Consider the following 14,255-nt stretch of genomic DNA (forward strand, 5'->3'; position numbering starts at 1 on the left):
GGTCGACCTCGGCCAGCAGGTACGGGACGGCGAGACCGTCCTGAAGCCGCTGCGCACGGAGTACGGCAAGCTACAGAAGGCCGATCCCAAGGGGAGCCCCAAGTGGGAGGTCTGGCTGGAGGAGCGGCTGGGCGAGCTGCCGGAGGAGCGGGCTGAGCGAGTACGGGCGGCAGAGGCGGTCGCGGGGCGGCTGAAGGCCGAGTATGACCTGGCGTTCAAGCTCGGTCGTACGGGGGCGACTTGGAGCGCGTGGCTGGACGAGCGGATCACGCAGGTCGCGGTGGCGTGGGTGCTGGGCACGGTGTTCGTACGGTTCTGCGAGGACAACCTGCTGATCCCGGAGCCGTACCTCACGGGCCCGGATGCCGAGCGGCGGGATCTGGCGGAGGCGCGGTACCGGCAGTACGTCGAGGAGGAGCAGGACCCGACGTACCGGGGGTGGCTGGAGCGGGCTTTCGCGGAGCTGGGCTCCGGGCAGGCCGGCAAGTTGCTGTTCGACAGGCGGCGCAATCCGCTGTATCAGATCCCGGTCTCGCACGACGGGGCGCGGGCGCTGGTGGAGTTCTGGCGGGAGCGGCGGGCGGACGGGGAGCTGGTTCATGACTTCACCGACCCCCTGAGCAAGGACGGCGCGAAGGGGTGGGACACGCGGTTCCTTGGCGATCTGTACCAGTGGTTGTCAGAAGCCGCTCGGAAGACGTACGCACTGCTGCAGACCCCAGAGTTCGTGGAGGAGTTCATCCTCAGCCGGACCATGGATCCGGTCGTGCGCGAGCTGGGCGGGCGGTTCGGCGAGCTGAAGATGATCGACCCCACGTGCGGGTCGGGGCACTTTGTGCTCGGTGCGTTCCGGAGGATGGTGCGGCTTTGGGCGGAGCGGGAGCGTGGGCGGGATGTGCATGAGCGGGTGCGGAATGCGTTGAATTCCGTGCACGGAGTGGATATCAATCCGTTCGCGGTGGCTATTGCGCGCTTCCGGTTGCTAATTGCAGCGATGGCTGCGGCAGGGGTGCCGACGCTGGAGGAGGCCGGGCGGTACGACTGGCCGATTCATCTCGCTGTGGGTGATTCTCTCATTAAGGCGCGACAGCTTGAACTGACCTTGATTGGCGAGGAGTCGGGAGATCCGCTCGCGGAGTTCACGTACGCCACGGAGGACGTTCAGGACTATCCAAGGATCCTGGAGCAGGGCCGGTATGACGTGGTGGTGGGAAATCCTCCCTACATCACGGTCAAGGACAAGAAGCTAAATGCGCTGTATCGTGAATTGTACGCGTCCTGTGCGGGGACGTATGCATTGTCCGTTCCGTTCGCTGAGCGATTCTTCCAGCTGGCGAAGGTAGGGGAACCCGGTGGCCGCGGGTACGGGATGGTCGGCCAGATTACGGCGAACTCCTTCATGAAGCGCGAGTTCGGTAAAAAGCTAATCGAAGAATATTTCGGACACAAAGTGGAACTGACGGAGGTAATTGACACTTCCGGAGCGTTCATTCCCCATCACGGAACACCGACCGTCATCCTCACCGGAAGACGACGATCTGGAAGCGGCCGCTCGGAAACAATCCGTACGGTCCGTACCGTCCAGGGGGAGCCCAAAGTACCCGACGTCCCCGAAGAGGGCCACGTTTGGAAATCAATCACCGAGCTCATCGACAATCCAGGGACCACAAACAAGTGGATCTCGGTGGACGATTTGGACCGTGTCCGATTTTTCGGGAAACACCCGTGGATGCTAGCCAACGGCGGCCTCGAAATGATTGAGCACCTCAAAGGGAGCGGGGTTCGACGCCTGAGAGATGCGATTAATCCGCCAATCGGGCGAGCCGTACGAGTCGGAGCGGATGAAGCGTACCTACGCCCACTCCGAGCGACCTACAGAACTACAGCAGACAGACAGGGCCTGCGTCCCTTCATGACGGGAGACGCCGTTCGCGACTGGCGCGCCGATCCTCACGAAGCGATCTGGTTCCCTTACGGCAGCGATCTGAATAAGGCAGACCTACAGAGCGAACTATGGCCCATGCGCCGACTGCTGGCGGCGCGCAGCACCTTCCAAGGCGACATGGCGGCAGCCGGGCTGCAGTGGTGGGAGTACATGCAATATACGGCCTCGGCCTACAGTACGCCACTATCCCTCACTTTCGCCTTCGTCTCTTCACAGAATCACTTCGCCCTAGACCGGGGCGGCAAGGTGTTTAATCGCCACGCTCCAGTGATCAAGCTTTCAGAGAATGCGAGCGAGGAGGATCATCTAGAGCTACTAGGGCTACTAAACAGCTCTAGCGCCGCATTCTGGCTTAAGCAGGTTAGCCAGTCCAAGGGCAATGGTGGAGTCGGCGGCGGCATCTCTGACGAACTCTGGGAACATCGATTCGAGTTCACCGGATCCAGCCTTGAGGATTTCCCACTTCCGTCAGCATATCCCACTCACCTTTCTGCACGCCTCGATGAGACCGCCCAAGATCTCGCGAGCGCGAGCCCCTTTGCTCTCTTCGAAACCAAAGTTCCCACACAGCGTTCCCTCCGGGAGGCTCGCGACCGGTGGGAGCATCTCCTGGGACGCATGATCGCCCTGCAAGAAGAACTGGACTGGCAGGTCTACTCCCTCTACAACCTGCACTCCGAAGACCTCCGCGCTCCCGAGGCCGGGGTTCCCGAACTAGCCCTCGGTGAGCGTGCGTTCGAGATCGTGCTCGCTCGGCGGGTGCAGAAGGGTGAGGCATCCGACGAGTGGTTCAAGCGGCATGGGTCCACCCCCATCACCACGCTCCCCGATCACTGGTCAGACGAGTACAAGGCCACCGTCCAGAAGCGCATCGACGTCATCGAGTCTTCCCGCGCCATCGGCATGGTCGAGCGCCCCGAATACAAGCGCCGGTGGGCAACCGAAGGGTGGGACGCGCTCCAGGAGAAGGCCCTGCGCTCCTGGCTTCTCGACCGCATCGAGAACCGAGAACTCTGGTTCCAGGACGGCCAGCCGACGATCCTCCCCCTTGCCCAGCTCACCTCCGCTCTCTCCCTCGACGCGGACTTCGTCTCCGTCGTTGAGTTGTATGCACCCCGCAAGGAGCTGGCGACCGTCGTCGCGGATCTCCTCGCCAACGAGCATGTCCCCTTCCTCGCCGCCCTGCGCTACAAGCCCACCGGGCTGAGGAAGCGCGCCGACTGGGAGCACGTCTGGGATCTCCAGCGTCAGGAAGACGCCGCTCAGGACGAACCCGCCAAGCGGAAAATCCGCGACTCCATCCCCGTGCCGCCGAAGTACACATCGGCCGACTTCCTCAAGCCGTCCTACTGGCGTGCCCGCGGGAAGCTGGACGTGCCGAAGGAGCGGTTCATCTCCTACGCCACCGGCACGATCTCCGGCACTCCGGACCTGTTCGGCTGGGCGGGCTGGGACCACCGGGAGCAGGCCCAGGCCCTCAGTACGTACTTCACGAACCACGACGAGCTGTCCGACGAGCAGATGACCCCGCTCCTCGCCGGCCTCCTCGAACTGCAACCCTGGCTGACCCAGTGGCACGACGAGTTCGACCCCCTGTACGGCGGCTCCCCCGCGGCCTTCTTCGCGGGTTACCGGGCGACCAAGCAGGGTGAACACGGTCTGACCGACGACGACCTGCGCGCGTGGCGTCCCGGGAAGCCGACCAAGGGCTGATCACCCCGGCGTGCCCTGCCCTCTCTCCCGCGTGGAGGGCACGCCAACGTCCCGCATGGTCGACGGTTCTGCCGCGTGTACCCGTAGCGCCGGGCCCTCGTCCAGTCCAAGCACAACGGCGCGTCCACCAGCCGCGTACGACTCAGTGCGAACCGTACGGACAGTGCGCCACTCACCCCACACGCGCACTAGCTGGCCAGGCCGCACCATGACAGCCGCGACCTCCCGCCCGTCGGGTTCAGCCACGATGTCCGGCGCTTTCAGCTCCGCCCACACGGTCTTCCCGATCCCGCCCGCGCGCTCCTCAACTCCCCAGCGGTGAGCCAGCGTCTCCACGAGCAACAGCCCGCGTCCGCCGGTCTCCTCGTCACCGGGCGTCCGCACTTCGGGCCTGCCCGAGCCCGCGTCGCTGACTTCCAGCCGCAGCAGGCCGTCCTCTAGGGATCGTGCGATCCGTACGCCCACCTGCCGATCACTCGGCACCCGTACGCGCAGCGCGTTAGTCACCAGCTCCGAGAGCACCAACTCCGCCGACTCCAGGACATCTTGGCCCACGCCCCAACTGCCGAGCACAGCATGTAACGCCGCCCGAGATCTCGGCACACTTCGACGGCAACGGGACAGCCGGAAGGTGACTTCGTTCGTGCCCAGGCTCCCTGCCATGACGCCCCCTGAGGGTCGATAGCTGTTGATCAAGTTGCCGCGCTGCGGCGCCGCTTACGGACGATCCATTCACAGCGTTCTGGAGCATATAGATCGGCGCAATATTGCACGGAGCCTGATGACCCTGTTTCACTCTTTCGAGTAAGCGCCACGCCCTGCAGCTCTGGCCTCTGGTAGGAGTCACACATGCCTACTGTCAAACCGTCCACCGTGCTCGGACGCCAACTCGGCGATGAACTCCGCAAGTTCCGCGAGTCGGCAGGCGTGTCCATGGCCGAAGCAGCCGAGGTGCTCGACTGCACCAAAGGGAAGATCAGCCGCATGGAGAACGGGCACGTCCCCGTTCGCGCCCCGGATTTGAACGCGCTGATGCATGCCTATCGAGTCGAGGACCCAGAGACGCGCAGCCGCCTTGGCGCCATGGCACAGCGGGCCAACCGACGCCGCCGCGACGGATGGTGGCATAAGTACGATTCCGTTCTGGGTGATTCGTACCGCGACCAGATCGAACTGGAGGCCATCTGCGACAGCGTCCGAACATACGAGGTGCAACTGGTCCCAGGACTTCTCCAGACCGCCGAGTACGGCCGCGCAGTGACAGTCGCCTCTCGTGCCTGGAAGACGCCTGAGGAGATCGATCAGTTCGTCCAGGTACGGCTCGCCCGGCAGCAACGACTCATCGACGAGGACCCGATGTCACTCTGGGCGGTGCTGGCGGAAGGAGTCCTTCGTCAGCACGTGGGTGGCCCCGCAGTGATGCGGGCGCAACTGGAGCACCTTGCCACGATGGCGGAGCACCCCAACATCACCGTCCAGGTACTCCCGTTCTCGCGCGGTGCGCACTCGGGTATGTTCGGCCCGTACCTGCTGCTGAGCTTTCCGCAGGTGACATCGCTCGACCTCGTATTGACGGAGACCCCGACCGGCAACATCTGGATGGAGCGCGAACCAGAGGTCGCGTACTACCGCACCCTCTTCGATGACGCCCGCACCACAGCGCTGCCCCCGGCGGAATCACTCACGCTGATCCGCCGCATCGCCAAGGAGTACGGACCATGAGCCAGGGCCATCACATAGAGCCGGTGCTCGCGGAAGCGGCATGGCGCGCCAGCAGCTACAGCGGCGGGCAAGGCAACTGCGTCGAGATCGCCGACAACTTCCCCACCCTCATACCGGTCCGCGACAGCAAGCACCCCGTCGGCCCCGTGATCACTGTCACCCCCGACGCCTGGCGCACCTTCATCAACCACCTCGCCTGAGCCGACCACCCTCAAGGCCGGCCCGCACTGCACTGCCTGCCGGTCAACCCGCACACCATCACTCACGGCAACATCTCTGCTACTCACATTCTTCATACTATGGTTAACTTGAGTATGTTCAGCTTGAGCAAACTCGAAGGGTGACCCATGCCAGGCTTCGTAGGCCGCACATCCGAGCTGGCCACCCTGAACCACCACCTCTCCTGGGTCCGCGACGGCCGCGGCGACCAACGCGGTCGGGCCCTGCTGCTCCGCGGTCGGCGTCGGGTCGGGAAGTCGCGGCTCGTCGACCTCTTCTGTGAGCGCGCCCAGGTGCCCTACGTCGTCCACCAGGCCACCCGAGGCGAGGACGCCCACCGGGAACGGGCCCGCTTCCTCGACGAGGTCCGGCACTCCGCACTGCCCGACACCGCCCTCCTCACCGGCGTCACCACCGTCGCCGAATGGGACACCGCCCTGCGCCAGCTCGCAGCGGTCCTCCCGGACGACTCCCCCAGCATCGTCGTACTCGACGAGCTGCCCTGGATGCTCGAAGGCGACGCGGTTCTGGAAGGCACCCTGCAGACCGTGTGGGACCGGGTGCTGAGCCGGAAGCCCGTGCTGCTCATCCTCATCGGCAGCGATCTGGCGATGATGGAGCAGCTCTCCGCCTACGGTCGCCCCTTCCATCAGCGGGGGGTCGAGATGGTCCTCGCCCCCCTCTCCCCGTCCGAAGTCATGGCAATGACCGGGCTCCCCGCCGCCGACGCCTTCGACGCCCATCTGATCACCGGCGGCCTGCCCCTCATCTGCCAGGAGTGGCGGGAGGGCGAGAGCCGCACCGGCTTCCTCTCCCGCGCCCTCGACGATCCCACCTCCCCCCTCCTCGTGTCCGCCGAGCGGGCACTGGCCGCCGAGTTCCCGACCGCTCTCCAGGCCAGGCACGTGCTCTCCGTGATCGGCAGTGGTGAGCGGACCTTCGGGACGATCGCCGCGAGAGCAGGGGCCGCTGATCGGCCGCTCCCTCCCGGCTCGCTCAACCCGGCCCTGCGCACCCTCGCGGACAAGCGACTCATCGCCGTCGACACCCCGCTCTCCACACACCCCGGAGACCGCGACCGCCGCTACCGCGTCGCTGATCCCTACCTGCGTTTCTGGCTCGCCTTCCTGGAGCAGGGGATCCCGGAGATCGAGCGCGGACGCGGCCGGATCGTGGCAGAGGCGGTCGAGCGCGGTTGGACCTCGTGGCGCGGGCGGGCGATCGAACCCGTCGTACGGGAGTCCCTGGCCCGGCTGCTGCCCGACGATACCTGGCCGCGGGTGAGAGAAGTGGGCGGCTGGTGGCCCCGTACCAACAACCCCGAGGTCGACCTCGTCGGGGCAGACCGGTATCCGGCGCGCGAGATCGGGTTCGTGGGCTCGATCAAGTGGCACGAGCGCGGACCCTTCGACCGTCGGGCCCTGGCCGCGCTGGCCCGGGACGCCCTTGCCGTACCCGGCGCCGACGAGGACACTCCGCTGGTCGCGGTGTCCCGCTCCGGGTTCACGGTGGACGGGCCGGCGGCGACGTACGGACCCGAGCAGTTGATGGAGGGCTGGGGCTCCGCTGCGTGACCTCCCTCCCCCATGTCATACGCGGCCGATACGATCGAAGACCGTCCCCACTTGTGTGAACAGTGGTGGACGGTACTTCCGGGGCAGCATGCGGTGCTGAGCATCACTCGTCGTCCCGGTGACGGGGGACGCGCCGCGCTGCCCGGTGGACGTTGACGTAGTACACGGAAAACAGGAGACGCGAGACAGAGATGGCCCCGACCGCCGCAACGGCCCCCCTCCTCCGCGATGTCATCGACATCAAGACGTCCATCTCCACGTCGGACTTCGTCCTGAAGCTGGCCGAGGCCGTCACCGAGGAGGGCGCCGAGCGGGCGCTGCGGGACTACGTCGTCACCGAGCGTCTCCTCGAAAACTTCGACGAGGCGCTGAGTCTGATCAAGACCGCGCTGGACGGACAGACGTCGAAGGCCGCCTATCTGCACGGCTCGTTCGGTTCCGGTAAGTCGCACTTCATGGCCGTGCTGCACGCCCTGCTGCGGGGCGACGCGGCCGCCCGTGCCCGGACCGATTTCGATCCGGTGCTGTCCAAGCACGAGTGGCTGAGCACCGACGGGAAGAAGTTCCTGCTCGTGCCGTACCACATGCTCGGGGCCAAGTCCCTGGAGCAGCGGGTGCTCGGCGGGTACGTCAGCCACGTCAAGGCCCTGCATTCCGATGCGCCTACTCCGCAGGTGTACCGGACCGACTCCCTCTTCGCGGACATCCGCGCGCTGAGGGATCGTATGGGCGACGACAAGTTCATCGAAGGCCTCGCCGGGGCCACCGCCGACGGGGACACCGCGGATGCCGGTGACGAGTGGGGCGACTCCTTCGTCTGGAGTCCGGCACTCCTCGACACCGCCCTCGCCGCCGAGGAACTGGACGGCGCCGAGGTCAACCTCAACCTGGTCAACCCGACCACCCCGGCCGAGCTGCGGGCCAAGCTGGTGCATGACGCGAGCACCAGTTGGTTCCCGGGCTTCGCGAAGAACGCTGCCGAGGACGAGCACGGATTCATCTCGCTCGACGCCGGCCTCGCCGTCATCGCCGAGCATGCGAAGTCGCTGAAGTACGACGGGCTGATCCTGTTCATGGACGAGCTGATCCTCTGGCTCGCCAACCGCATTCACGACCAGAAGTTCGTCTCCCGTGAAGCCGACAAGATCACCAACTTCGTGGAGGGCGCCGACTCCCGCCGTGCCATCCCGATCGTGTCGTTCATCGCGCGGCAGCGGGATCTGCGGGAGCTGGTCGGCCAGGAGGTGTCCGGAGCGGCCGAGACCGCGATCCAGGACAGCCTGAACCTGGCTTCCGGGCGCTTCGACAAGATCACGCTGGAGGATCGCAACCTCCCGCAGATCGCCCATGCGCGTCTCCTGAGGCCCAAGGACGCGGAGGCCGCCGCCAAGCTCGACGCGGCCTTCGCCAAGATCAAGCGGGTCGGACCGCAGGTGTGGGACGTGCTGTTGGGCTCCGACGAGGGGACGACCGGCGCCGACGAGGCGTCGTTCCGGCTGACGTATCCCTTCTCGCCTTCGTTCATGGACACCCTGGTCCACATCTCCTCGGCGCTGCAGCGCTCCCGTACCGGTCTGAAGCTGATGGGCCAGCTGCTGGCGGACCATCGTGACGACGCGACGCTGGAGCAGCTCATCCCCCTGGGTGACCTCTACCCGGTCATCGCGGACGGCGGCGACCGACCGTTCGTCGACAGCCTGAAGGTGGAGTTCCAGGCCGCGGACAAGCTGTACCGCACCAAGCTGCGGCCCTATCTCCTGGCGATGTACGACGTCACCGAGGAGGACATCGAGCGCTACCGCCACCGCCGTGAGACCGTCACCGACCAGGGGCTCGTCCAGCGGTGCAAGGCGTTCGTGGGCGACGACCGGCTGATGTGCACGCTTCTGCTGTCCGCACTGGCACCCAGCGTGCCCGCGCTGCGGGACCTGACGATCCGGCGGCTCGCGTCCCTCAACCACGGCTCGGTCATCTCCCCCATCCCGGGGGCGGAGGTCGGCGCGATCCAGTCGAAGGTCGACGAGTGGGCGGCGCGCTTCGCGGAGATCAAGCCCACCGGCACCAAGGCCAACCCGGGCGTACGGCTGGAACTGGCCGGCGTGGACGTGGACTCCGTCCTCGCCAACGCCAAAGTCAACGACAACCGCTCCAACCGCCGCTCTCTGGCCAAGCGACTCCTCGCCGAAGAGCTGGGCATCGATCTCCAGGAACGGCTCACCGCAGACGAGTTGAAGTTCGTGTGGCGGGGTTCGAACCGCACGGTGGAGGTCATCTTCGGCAACATCGCCGACCACGACGACCTGCAGGACCACGACTTCGCGCCCAGCCAGGACGGGCTGTGGCGGATGATCATCGATCTGCCGTACGACGAGGGCGAGTACGGGCCGCGCGAGGACGCCAACCGCATGGCCGAGCTCCGTCGGCTTCCCGGCAACCGGCCACGGACCGTGGGGTGGATTCCCACGCATCTGTCCACCGGCCGCTTCCAGGACTTCCAGCGGCTGGTCGTCATCCACTACGCGCTCGCCGACCAGCGGCGCTTCGACACCAGCTACGCCCAGCACCTGAACGCCGACAACCGGGCCCGCGCCAAGGCGCTGCTCGAAGACCAGCGCGAGACGCTCACCAAGACGGTGAAGGCGGCGTTCAAGCAGGCCTACGGTCTGGCGGCCAAGAAGCCCGGCGATGTCAACCCGGACTTCAACGAGCATCTGGAGCCGCTGCCCGACGTGCCGGATCTGCGCGTCTCCATCGGCCAGTCCCTGCACGACGCGGCCCGGCACGTGGCGGGCAAACTGCTGGCCCACCAGTTCCCGGCCCACCCGGACTTCGACCCCGACGGCACGGGCAGCGTCGTCAAACTCGCCGACGCGCGAACCGTCTTCGGGCACATCCGCGCCGCCGCGGAAGCCGGGGACCGGCAGGCCGAGATCCCGGCCAAGGAGCGTGCGCTCATGCGGCGCATCGCCGCGCCGCTGGGGCTCGGCCAGCAGAAGGAGGCGTACTTCCGGCTCTCGACCCGCTGGCCGGAGCACTTCGCCCTCCAGGCGCGCGGCGAGGCCGGTCCCGGTGATCTGAGCGTCGTCCAGCTTGCCGAGTGGATCGACCGTCCCGACACGATGGGCCTGGAGCCGTTCCTCGCCAACCTCGTCATCGCGTCGTACGCGGAGATGGACGACCGGGTCTGGGTAAGGGGCGGTGCGCTGCTCGACCCCTCGCCCGAACTCTCGGCGATCAGGCCTCAGGACGCGCTGCGTTCCCAGCCGCTACCGGAGGAACACGTCTGGGAGGAGGCGGGACGCCGCTACTGGGAGATCTTCGGTGAGGAGCCGCCCAGACTGCGCCGGGGCCGGATGGTCGGGCAGTTCGCCCGGCGGATCACGGAGCGGGCTCGCACGTACCAGCCGCACGCGGCCGATCTGGTGGCGCAGTTGGAGAAGCACGCGACGCTGCTCGGCCTGGACGGGAGCGACGAGTCCGGCCGACTGGCGATCGCCCGCCGGGCCCGGGACCTGCTGGACGAACTGCGCGGGCTGGATCAGGGTGCGCCCGGCGGTTCAGCCGCGGCCAAGCAGGTCATCTCCGCATTCGCCGGCTTCGATCTCGGTGACGTGCCGACGAGCCGCTTCGGTGCGTCGATCAAGCAGGCCGAGGCCGTCGCGGCTGCCTTGGCCACCGCGGCTTGGGACATGCTCAAGCTCTCACCCAACTACGGGCCGCAGGGCGAGGCGGTGCTGGAGGAGCTGCGCGGCGCGGCGCGTGTCGACCAGCGCACCAAGGACCTCAAGGATGCGCTGCTCGAGGCACGGCGGTCCATCGTCGCCGTCATCGAGCGCAGCCAGGCACACACCGCCGACCCGCGTAGGGCCTACGCAACGCCCACGCCGACCGAACCGCTCACAAAGCCCGACTCGATCAGTCTGAGCACCGACACCGGCCAACCGCCCGTGCCCTCCACCCACCCTGAGACCGAGGGCGGACGACGTGCAGGACGCCGCTCGGGCGGGGGCCGGACCACGGCCTCCCGTGCGCTGACCGAGTTGAGGGCCGAACTGGCCGAGCTGGCGGCCGCCGAGCCGGACGTGGAGATCGAGATCAGCTGGCGGGTCGTGGAATGAGCGAAAGGCAGCGGGCGAAGAAGGTGTGGGACCAGTGAGTACGGCGACCGTGACCACCACCAGCGCGGTGCCGCTCAAGCCCGCGACCATCACCCAGTACCTGGCATCGCAGCCCGGCCTCAAGCCGGACAAGCGCAGGGTCGTGCTGCTACGGGCCGCGCCCATCTGGGACGGCCCGGACGAGCTGCTGTGGGGTGAGCAGCGGCGGGCGACGGTCGCGGCGGCGCCCTCTCCCCTCGGCGTGTACGAGCTGCTCCTCGCGCACCAGAAGCCGTCGGCCACCGGGCCCGACGTGCTGGTGGTACTCACCGACCGCGAGGAGGCGGAGCTCGGGCCCGACCTGTTGGCCAAGGTGCACCGGCAGCGGGTCAACGCCGTCGACACCTGGGACGTCGTACGGGAGGCGTTCGGCGCGAGCGCCTCCGACCACCGGCTGTTCGAGGAGAACTGGGCTGCCGAGGCACTGCTCGACGCCGCTCCGCCGCATGGTGGATGGCCGAAGCTGGCGGGCGGTCCGCTGTCGCGGAGCAAGGCGCTGACCGCGCTCGCCATGCGCAGGCTGGGGATCGGCCGCTACGATCCGGACGCCGAAACCTCCCGTTCCACGGCGGGAGTCCGTGACGAACTGGACATCCACACCCTGCTGCGATGGTCCCTCGTGCCTGGCGGCCCCGAACGGCTCCTGGCCCTGCGGGCGCCGGAGCGAGCCGGACTCGTGCAGTTCCTCGGCGAAGAGGAGCAGGCCGGGCGCGCGGGGCAGGCTCTCCTCGCCCTCGTGACGGCGGAACACGGGCCGGACGCCGTCGCGTTCGGGCTGGTCTGCGCCGCGCTGTGGGGCCACGCCGACGCCGTGGCCGACGCGGCGGACTACCGGGCTCGGGGGCGGGCCGAGCGCTGGTTCGGAGAGCAGCCGCCCGCACAGGGTGAGCACTTGGACGCCCTCGCGGCAGCCTTCGGCCGGTCCTGCGAGGAGTTCGTCTCCGCCCTGCTGCTGACGGGACGGTCGGACAGCGACGAGGAGGCGGCGGAGGCCCGGCGGCTGACCGGCTCCGTGCTCGACCGGGCGGCTGCCCTTGCGCGCCAGTTCGGGGCGGAACGGGCCGCAGGGACGAGTCCCGTGCTGGCAGCGGGGCTCGAAGCACGCCTCACCGCTGCCGGCGAGGCGCTGTTGAGCGGCTCCCCCGAACGGATCCCGCCCGCGGTGACGGCTCTCAGTCGGCACCGGCTCGCCCGGGATCCCGACTACAACGTCCGTATCGAGCGGGTGCGCATGGCGCAGCGACTGGCACGTTGGCTCTCGACCGACCCGCCGGTCGAGACCGACACGGTGGCGAATGCCATCGCCCGTCACGTCACCGAGACGGGCTGGGTGGACCGGGCACTGGAGTACATCGAGTCCGGGGGCGATCCCGATCCGACGCTCCGGTCCGCGTACGACGCTCTGTGCGGTTCGGCCCGCGACCGTCGGCGCGAAATCGACCGGCACTTCGCCCAGGTGCTCGCCGTCAGGACGGCGAGCGACCGTGGTCCCGGCAGGATGCTGGCCGTGGAGACGTTCCTCCCCGAAGTCGTCGCCCCTGTGGTGACGGCTGGAGAGCGGAGAGTGCTGCTCCTCGTGCTCGACGGAATGAGCGCCGCCATCGCCGCCGAGCTCGCCGAGCAACTGCGCGAACACTGGGTCGAGTACGACCCGCTGCCCGGAACGAAGGACGCCCCGCAGCGCCGCGCGATGGCAGCCGCGCTCCCCACCGTCACGGCCGCGTCGCGGACCTCTCTCTTCGCCGCGCGGCTGATGAAGGGCACCCAGGCCGACGAGAAGAGACTGGTTCCCGCTCACCGCTTCTGGGGCGGGGAAAACGTGGCGGTCTTCCACAAGGACGATCTGCGCGCCGAAAGCAGTGGAGAGCCGTTCGGGCCCGAACTGCACGACGCGCTCGTCGGCGACCGTACGCATGTGGCAGTGGTCCTCAACACCGTGGACGACCGGTTGGCCTCCGAACAGAAACTCGGCGACGGTGCGTGGCGGCTGTCCGACATAGGGGGGCTGCGGGCGCTTCTTCGATCTGCCGCGGACCAGGGCCGAGCAATGATCATCACTAGCGACCACGGCCACGTCATCGACCGGCGCGCGGCGCGGGTGGACGCCGATGACGTGCGGTCCGCGAGGCACCGAGCCCCCGGAGGTCCACTCGTCGAGCAGGAAGTCGTGCTGACAGGCCCTCGGGTTCTCGATCCGGAACCAGGGAGCGAGATCGTGGCTCTCTGGGACGCCGACACCCGCTACACGTCCCGCAAGGCCGGCTATCACGGCGGCGCGTCCCTGGCCGAGTTCGCCATCCCGGTGCTGGCCTTCCTGCCTTTCGGGGCGAAGCCGCCGAGTGGCTGGCGGGAGCTGGGGAACCAGCAGCCGAGCTGGTGGTCGCTGATCGCGGGAGCGCAAGACCAGGCGCCACAGGCTCACACCGCCGCGGTCCCGGCACCCGAACCGAAGAGGCCAATCAAGAGGACCAAGAACGAGGCAGAACTCGCCCGAAGCCACGAGGCGCTGTTCGACATGGCGCTGGTCCCCGCGGAACCCGAGAGCGGTGCCCTGCTCTCCGCGGCCCCCGTGTCCCTGAACGACGCGATGGTCGAGGCACTCCTGGAGTCCGAGGTCTTCGCGGCACAAGTTCAGCTGCTCGCCCGTAAACCGGACCTCGCTCGAGTGGAAAAGGCCGTACGCGCTCTGCTCGACGCGGGCGGCACCCTGCCGGTGACCGCTCTGGCCCAGCGCATCGGGCTGCCCGCGAACCGGCCGGCCGACGGCTTCGCGGCTGTACTACGGCAGTTGCTCAACCACGACGGCATCCAAGTGCTGGAGACCCTGCCGGACGGACGGACCCTGCGGTTGCACACGGGACTGCTGCGGGACCAGTTCGAGCTGAGCTGACCGAGAAGGGCGAAGTCGGCCCCGGTGTGCCGGGG

At 67.7% G+C, this 14,255-nt stretch carries 7 protein-coding genes; 6 read left to right on the forward strand and 1 reads right to left on the reverse strand.

Translation table 11 applies throughout. From position 1 onward, the window contains the following. Positions 1 to 127: 127 nt before the first annotated feature. Entirely contained in the window at positions 128 to 3,658 is a 3,531-nt protein-coding gene (pglX, locus tag ABZ098_RS02930; RefSeq protein ID WP_356587605.1) for a BREX-2 system adenine-specific DNA-methyltransferase PglX, read from the forward strand. Here the strand turns inward: pglX and ABZ098_RS02935 are convergent, their stop codons facing one another. Continuing rightward, positions 3,659 to 4,321, reverse strand: coding sequence for an ATP-binding protein (locus tag ABZ098_RS02935; RefSeq protein ID WP_356586581.1), 663 nt, complete (start codon positions 4,319 to 4,321; stop codon positions 3,659 to 3,661). 186 nt (positions 4,322 to 4,507) lie between these two features. On the opposite strand from ABZ098_RS02935, the gene ABZ098_RS02940 reads away from it, so the two are divergent. From ABZ098_RS02940 to pglZ, 5 genes are all read left to right on the forward strand, one after another. Then, entirely contained in the window at positions 4,508 to 5,380 is an 873-nt protein-coding gene (locus ABZ098_RS02940) for a helix-turn-helix transcriptional regulator (RefSeq protein ID WP_356586583.1), read from the forward strand. Next, positions 5,377 to 5,580 (forward strand): DUF397 domain-containing protein, encoded by a 204-nt coding sequence (locus ABZ098_RS02945; RefSeq protein WP_356586585.1) that lies wholly within the window; start codon positions 5,377 to 5,379, stop codon positions 5,578 to 5,580. The genes ABZ098_RS02940 and ABZ098_RS02945 overlap by 4 nt, the downstream gene beginning before the upstream one ends. A gap of 147 nt (positions 5,581 to 5,727) precedes the next feature. Continuing rightward, positions 5,728 to 7,173: a DUF234 domain-containing protein gene (locus ABZ098_RS02950; protein WP_356586587.1), complete on the forward strand. Its 1,446-nt coding sequence runs from the start codon at positions 5,728 to 5,730 to the stop codon at positions 7,171 to 7,173. Between the two features lie 191 nt (positions 7,174 to 7,364). Continuing rightward, positions 7,365 to 11,291 carry a phage resistance protein gene (locus tag ABZ098_RS02955; protein ID WP_356586589.1) on the forward strand — a complete coding sequence of 1,309 codons (3,927 nt, stop codon included), beginning with the start codon at positions 7,365 to 7,367 and terminating at the stop codon, positions 11,289 to 11,291. A gap of 34 nt (positions 11,292 to 11,325) precedes the next feature. Further along, on the forward strand, positions 11,326 to 14,220 hold the full coding sequence (pglZ, locus tag ABZ098_RS02960) for a BREX-2 system phosphatase PglZ (protein ID WP_356586591.1): 2,895 nt from the start codon (positions 11,326 to 11,328) through the stop codon (positions 14,218 to 14,220). Positions 14,221 to 14,255 lie beyond the last annotated feature (35 nt).

This window comes from Streptomyces sp. NPDC006335, from assembly GCF_040612795.1.
Taxonomy (GTDB): domain Bacteria; phylum Actinomycetota; class Actinomycetes; order Streptomycetales; family Streptomycetaceae; genus Streptomyces.

Bases quoted from the DNA above. Each gene is read 5' to 3' on its own strand.
- ABZ098_RS02935 (WP_356586581.1), bottom strand. From the start codon at position 4,321: ATGGCAGGGAGCCTGGGCACGAACGAAGTCACCTTCCGGCTGTCCCGT.
- ABZ098_RS02940 (WP_356586583.1), top strand. From the start codon at position 4,508: ATGCCTACTGTCAAACCGTCCACCGTGCTCGGACGCCAACTCGGCGAT.
- ABZ098_RS02945 (WP_356586585.1), top strand. From the start codon at position 5,377: ATGAGCCAGGGCCATCACATAGAGCCGGTGCTCGCGGAAGCGGCATGG.
- ABZ098_RS02950 (WP_356586587.1), top strand. From the start codon at position 5,728: ATGCCAGGCTTCGTAGGCCGCACATCCGAGCTGGCCACCCTGAACCAC.
- ABZ098_RS02955 (WP_356586589.1), top strand. From the start codon at position 7,365: ATGGCCCCGACCGCCGCAACGGCCCCCCTCCTCCGCGATGTCATCGAC.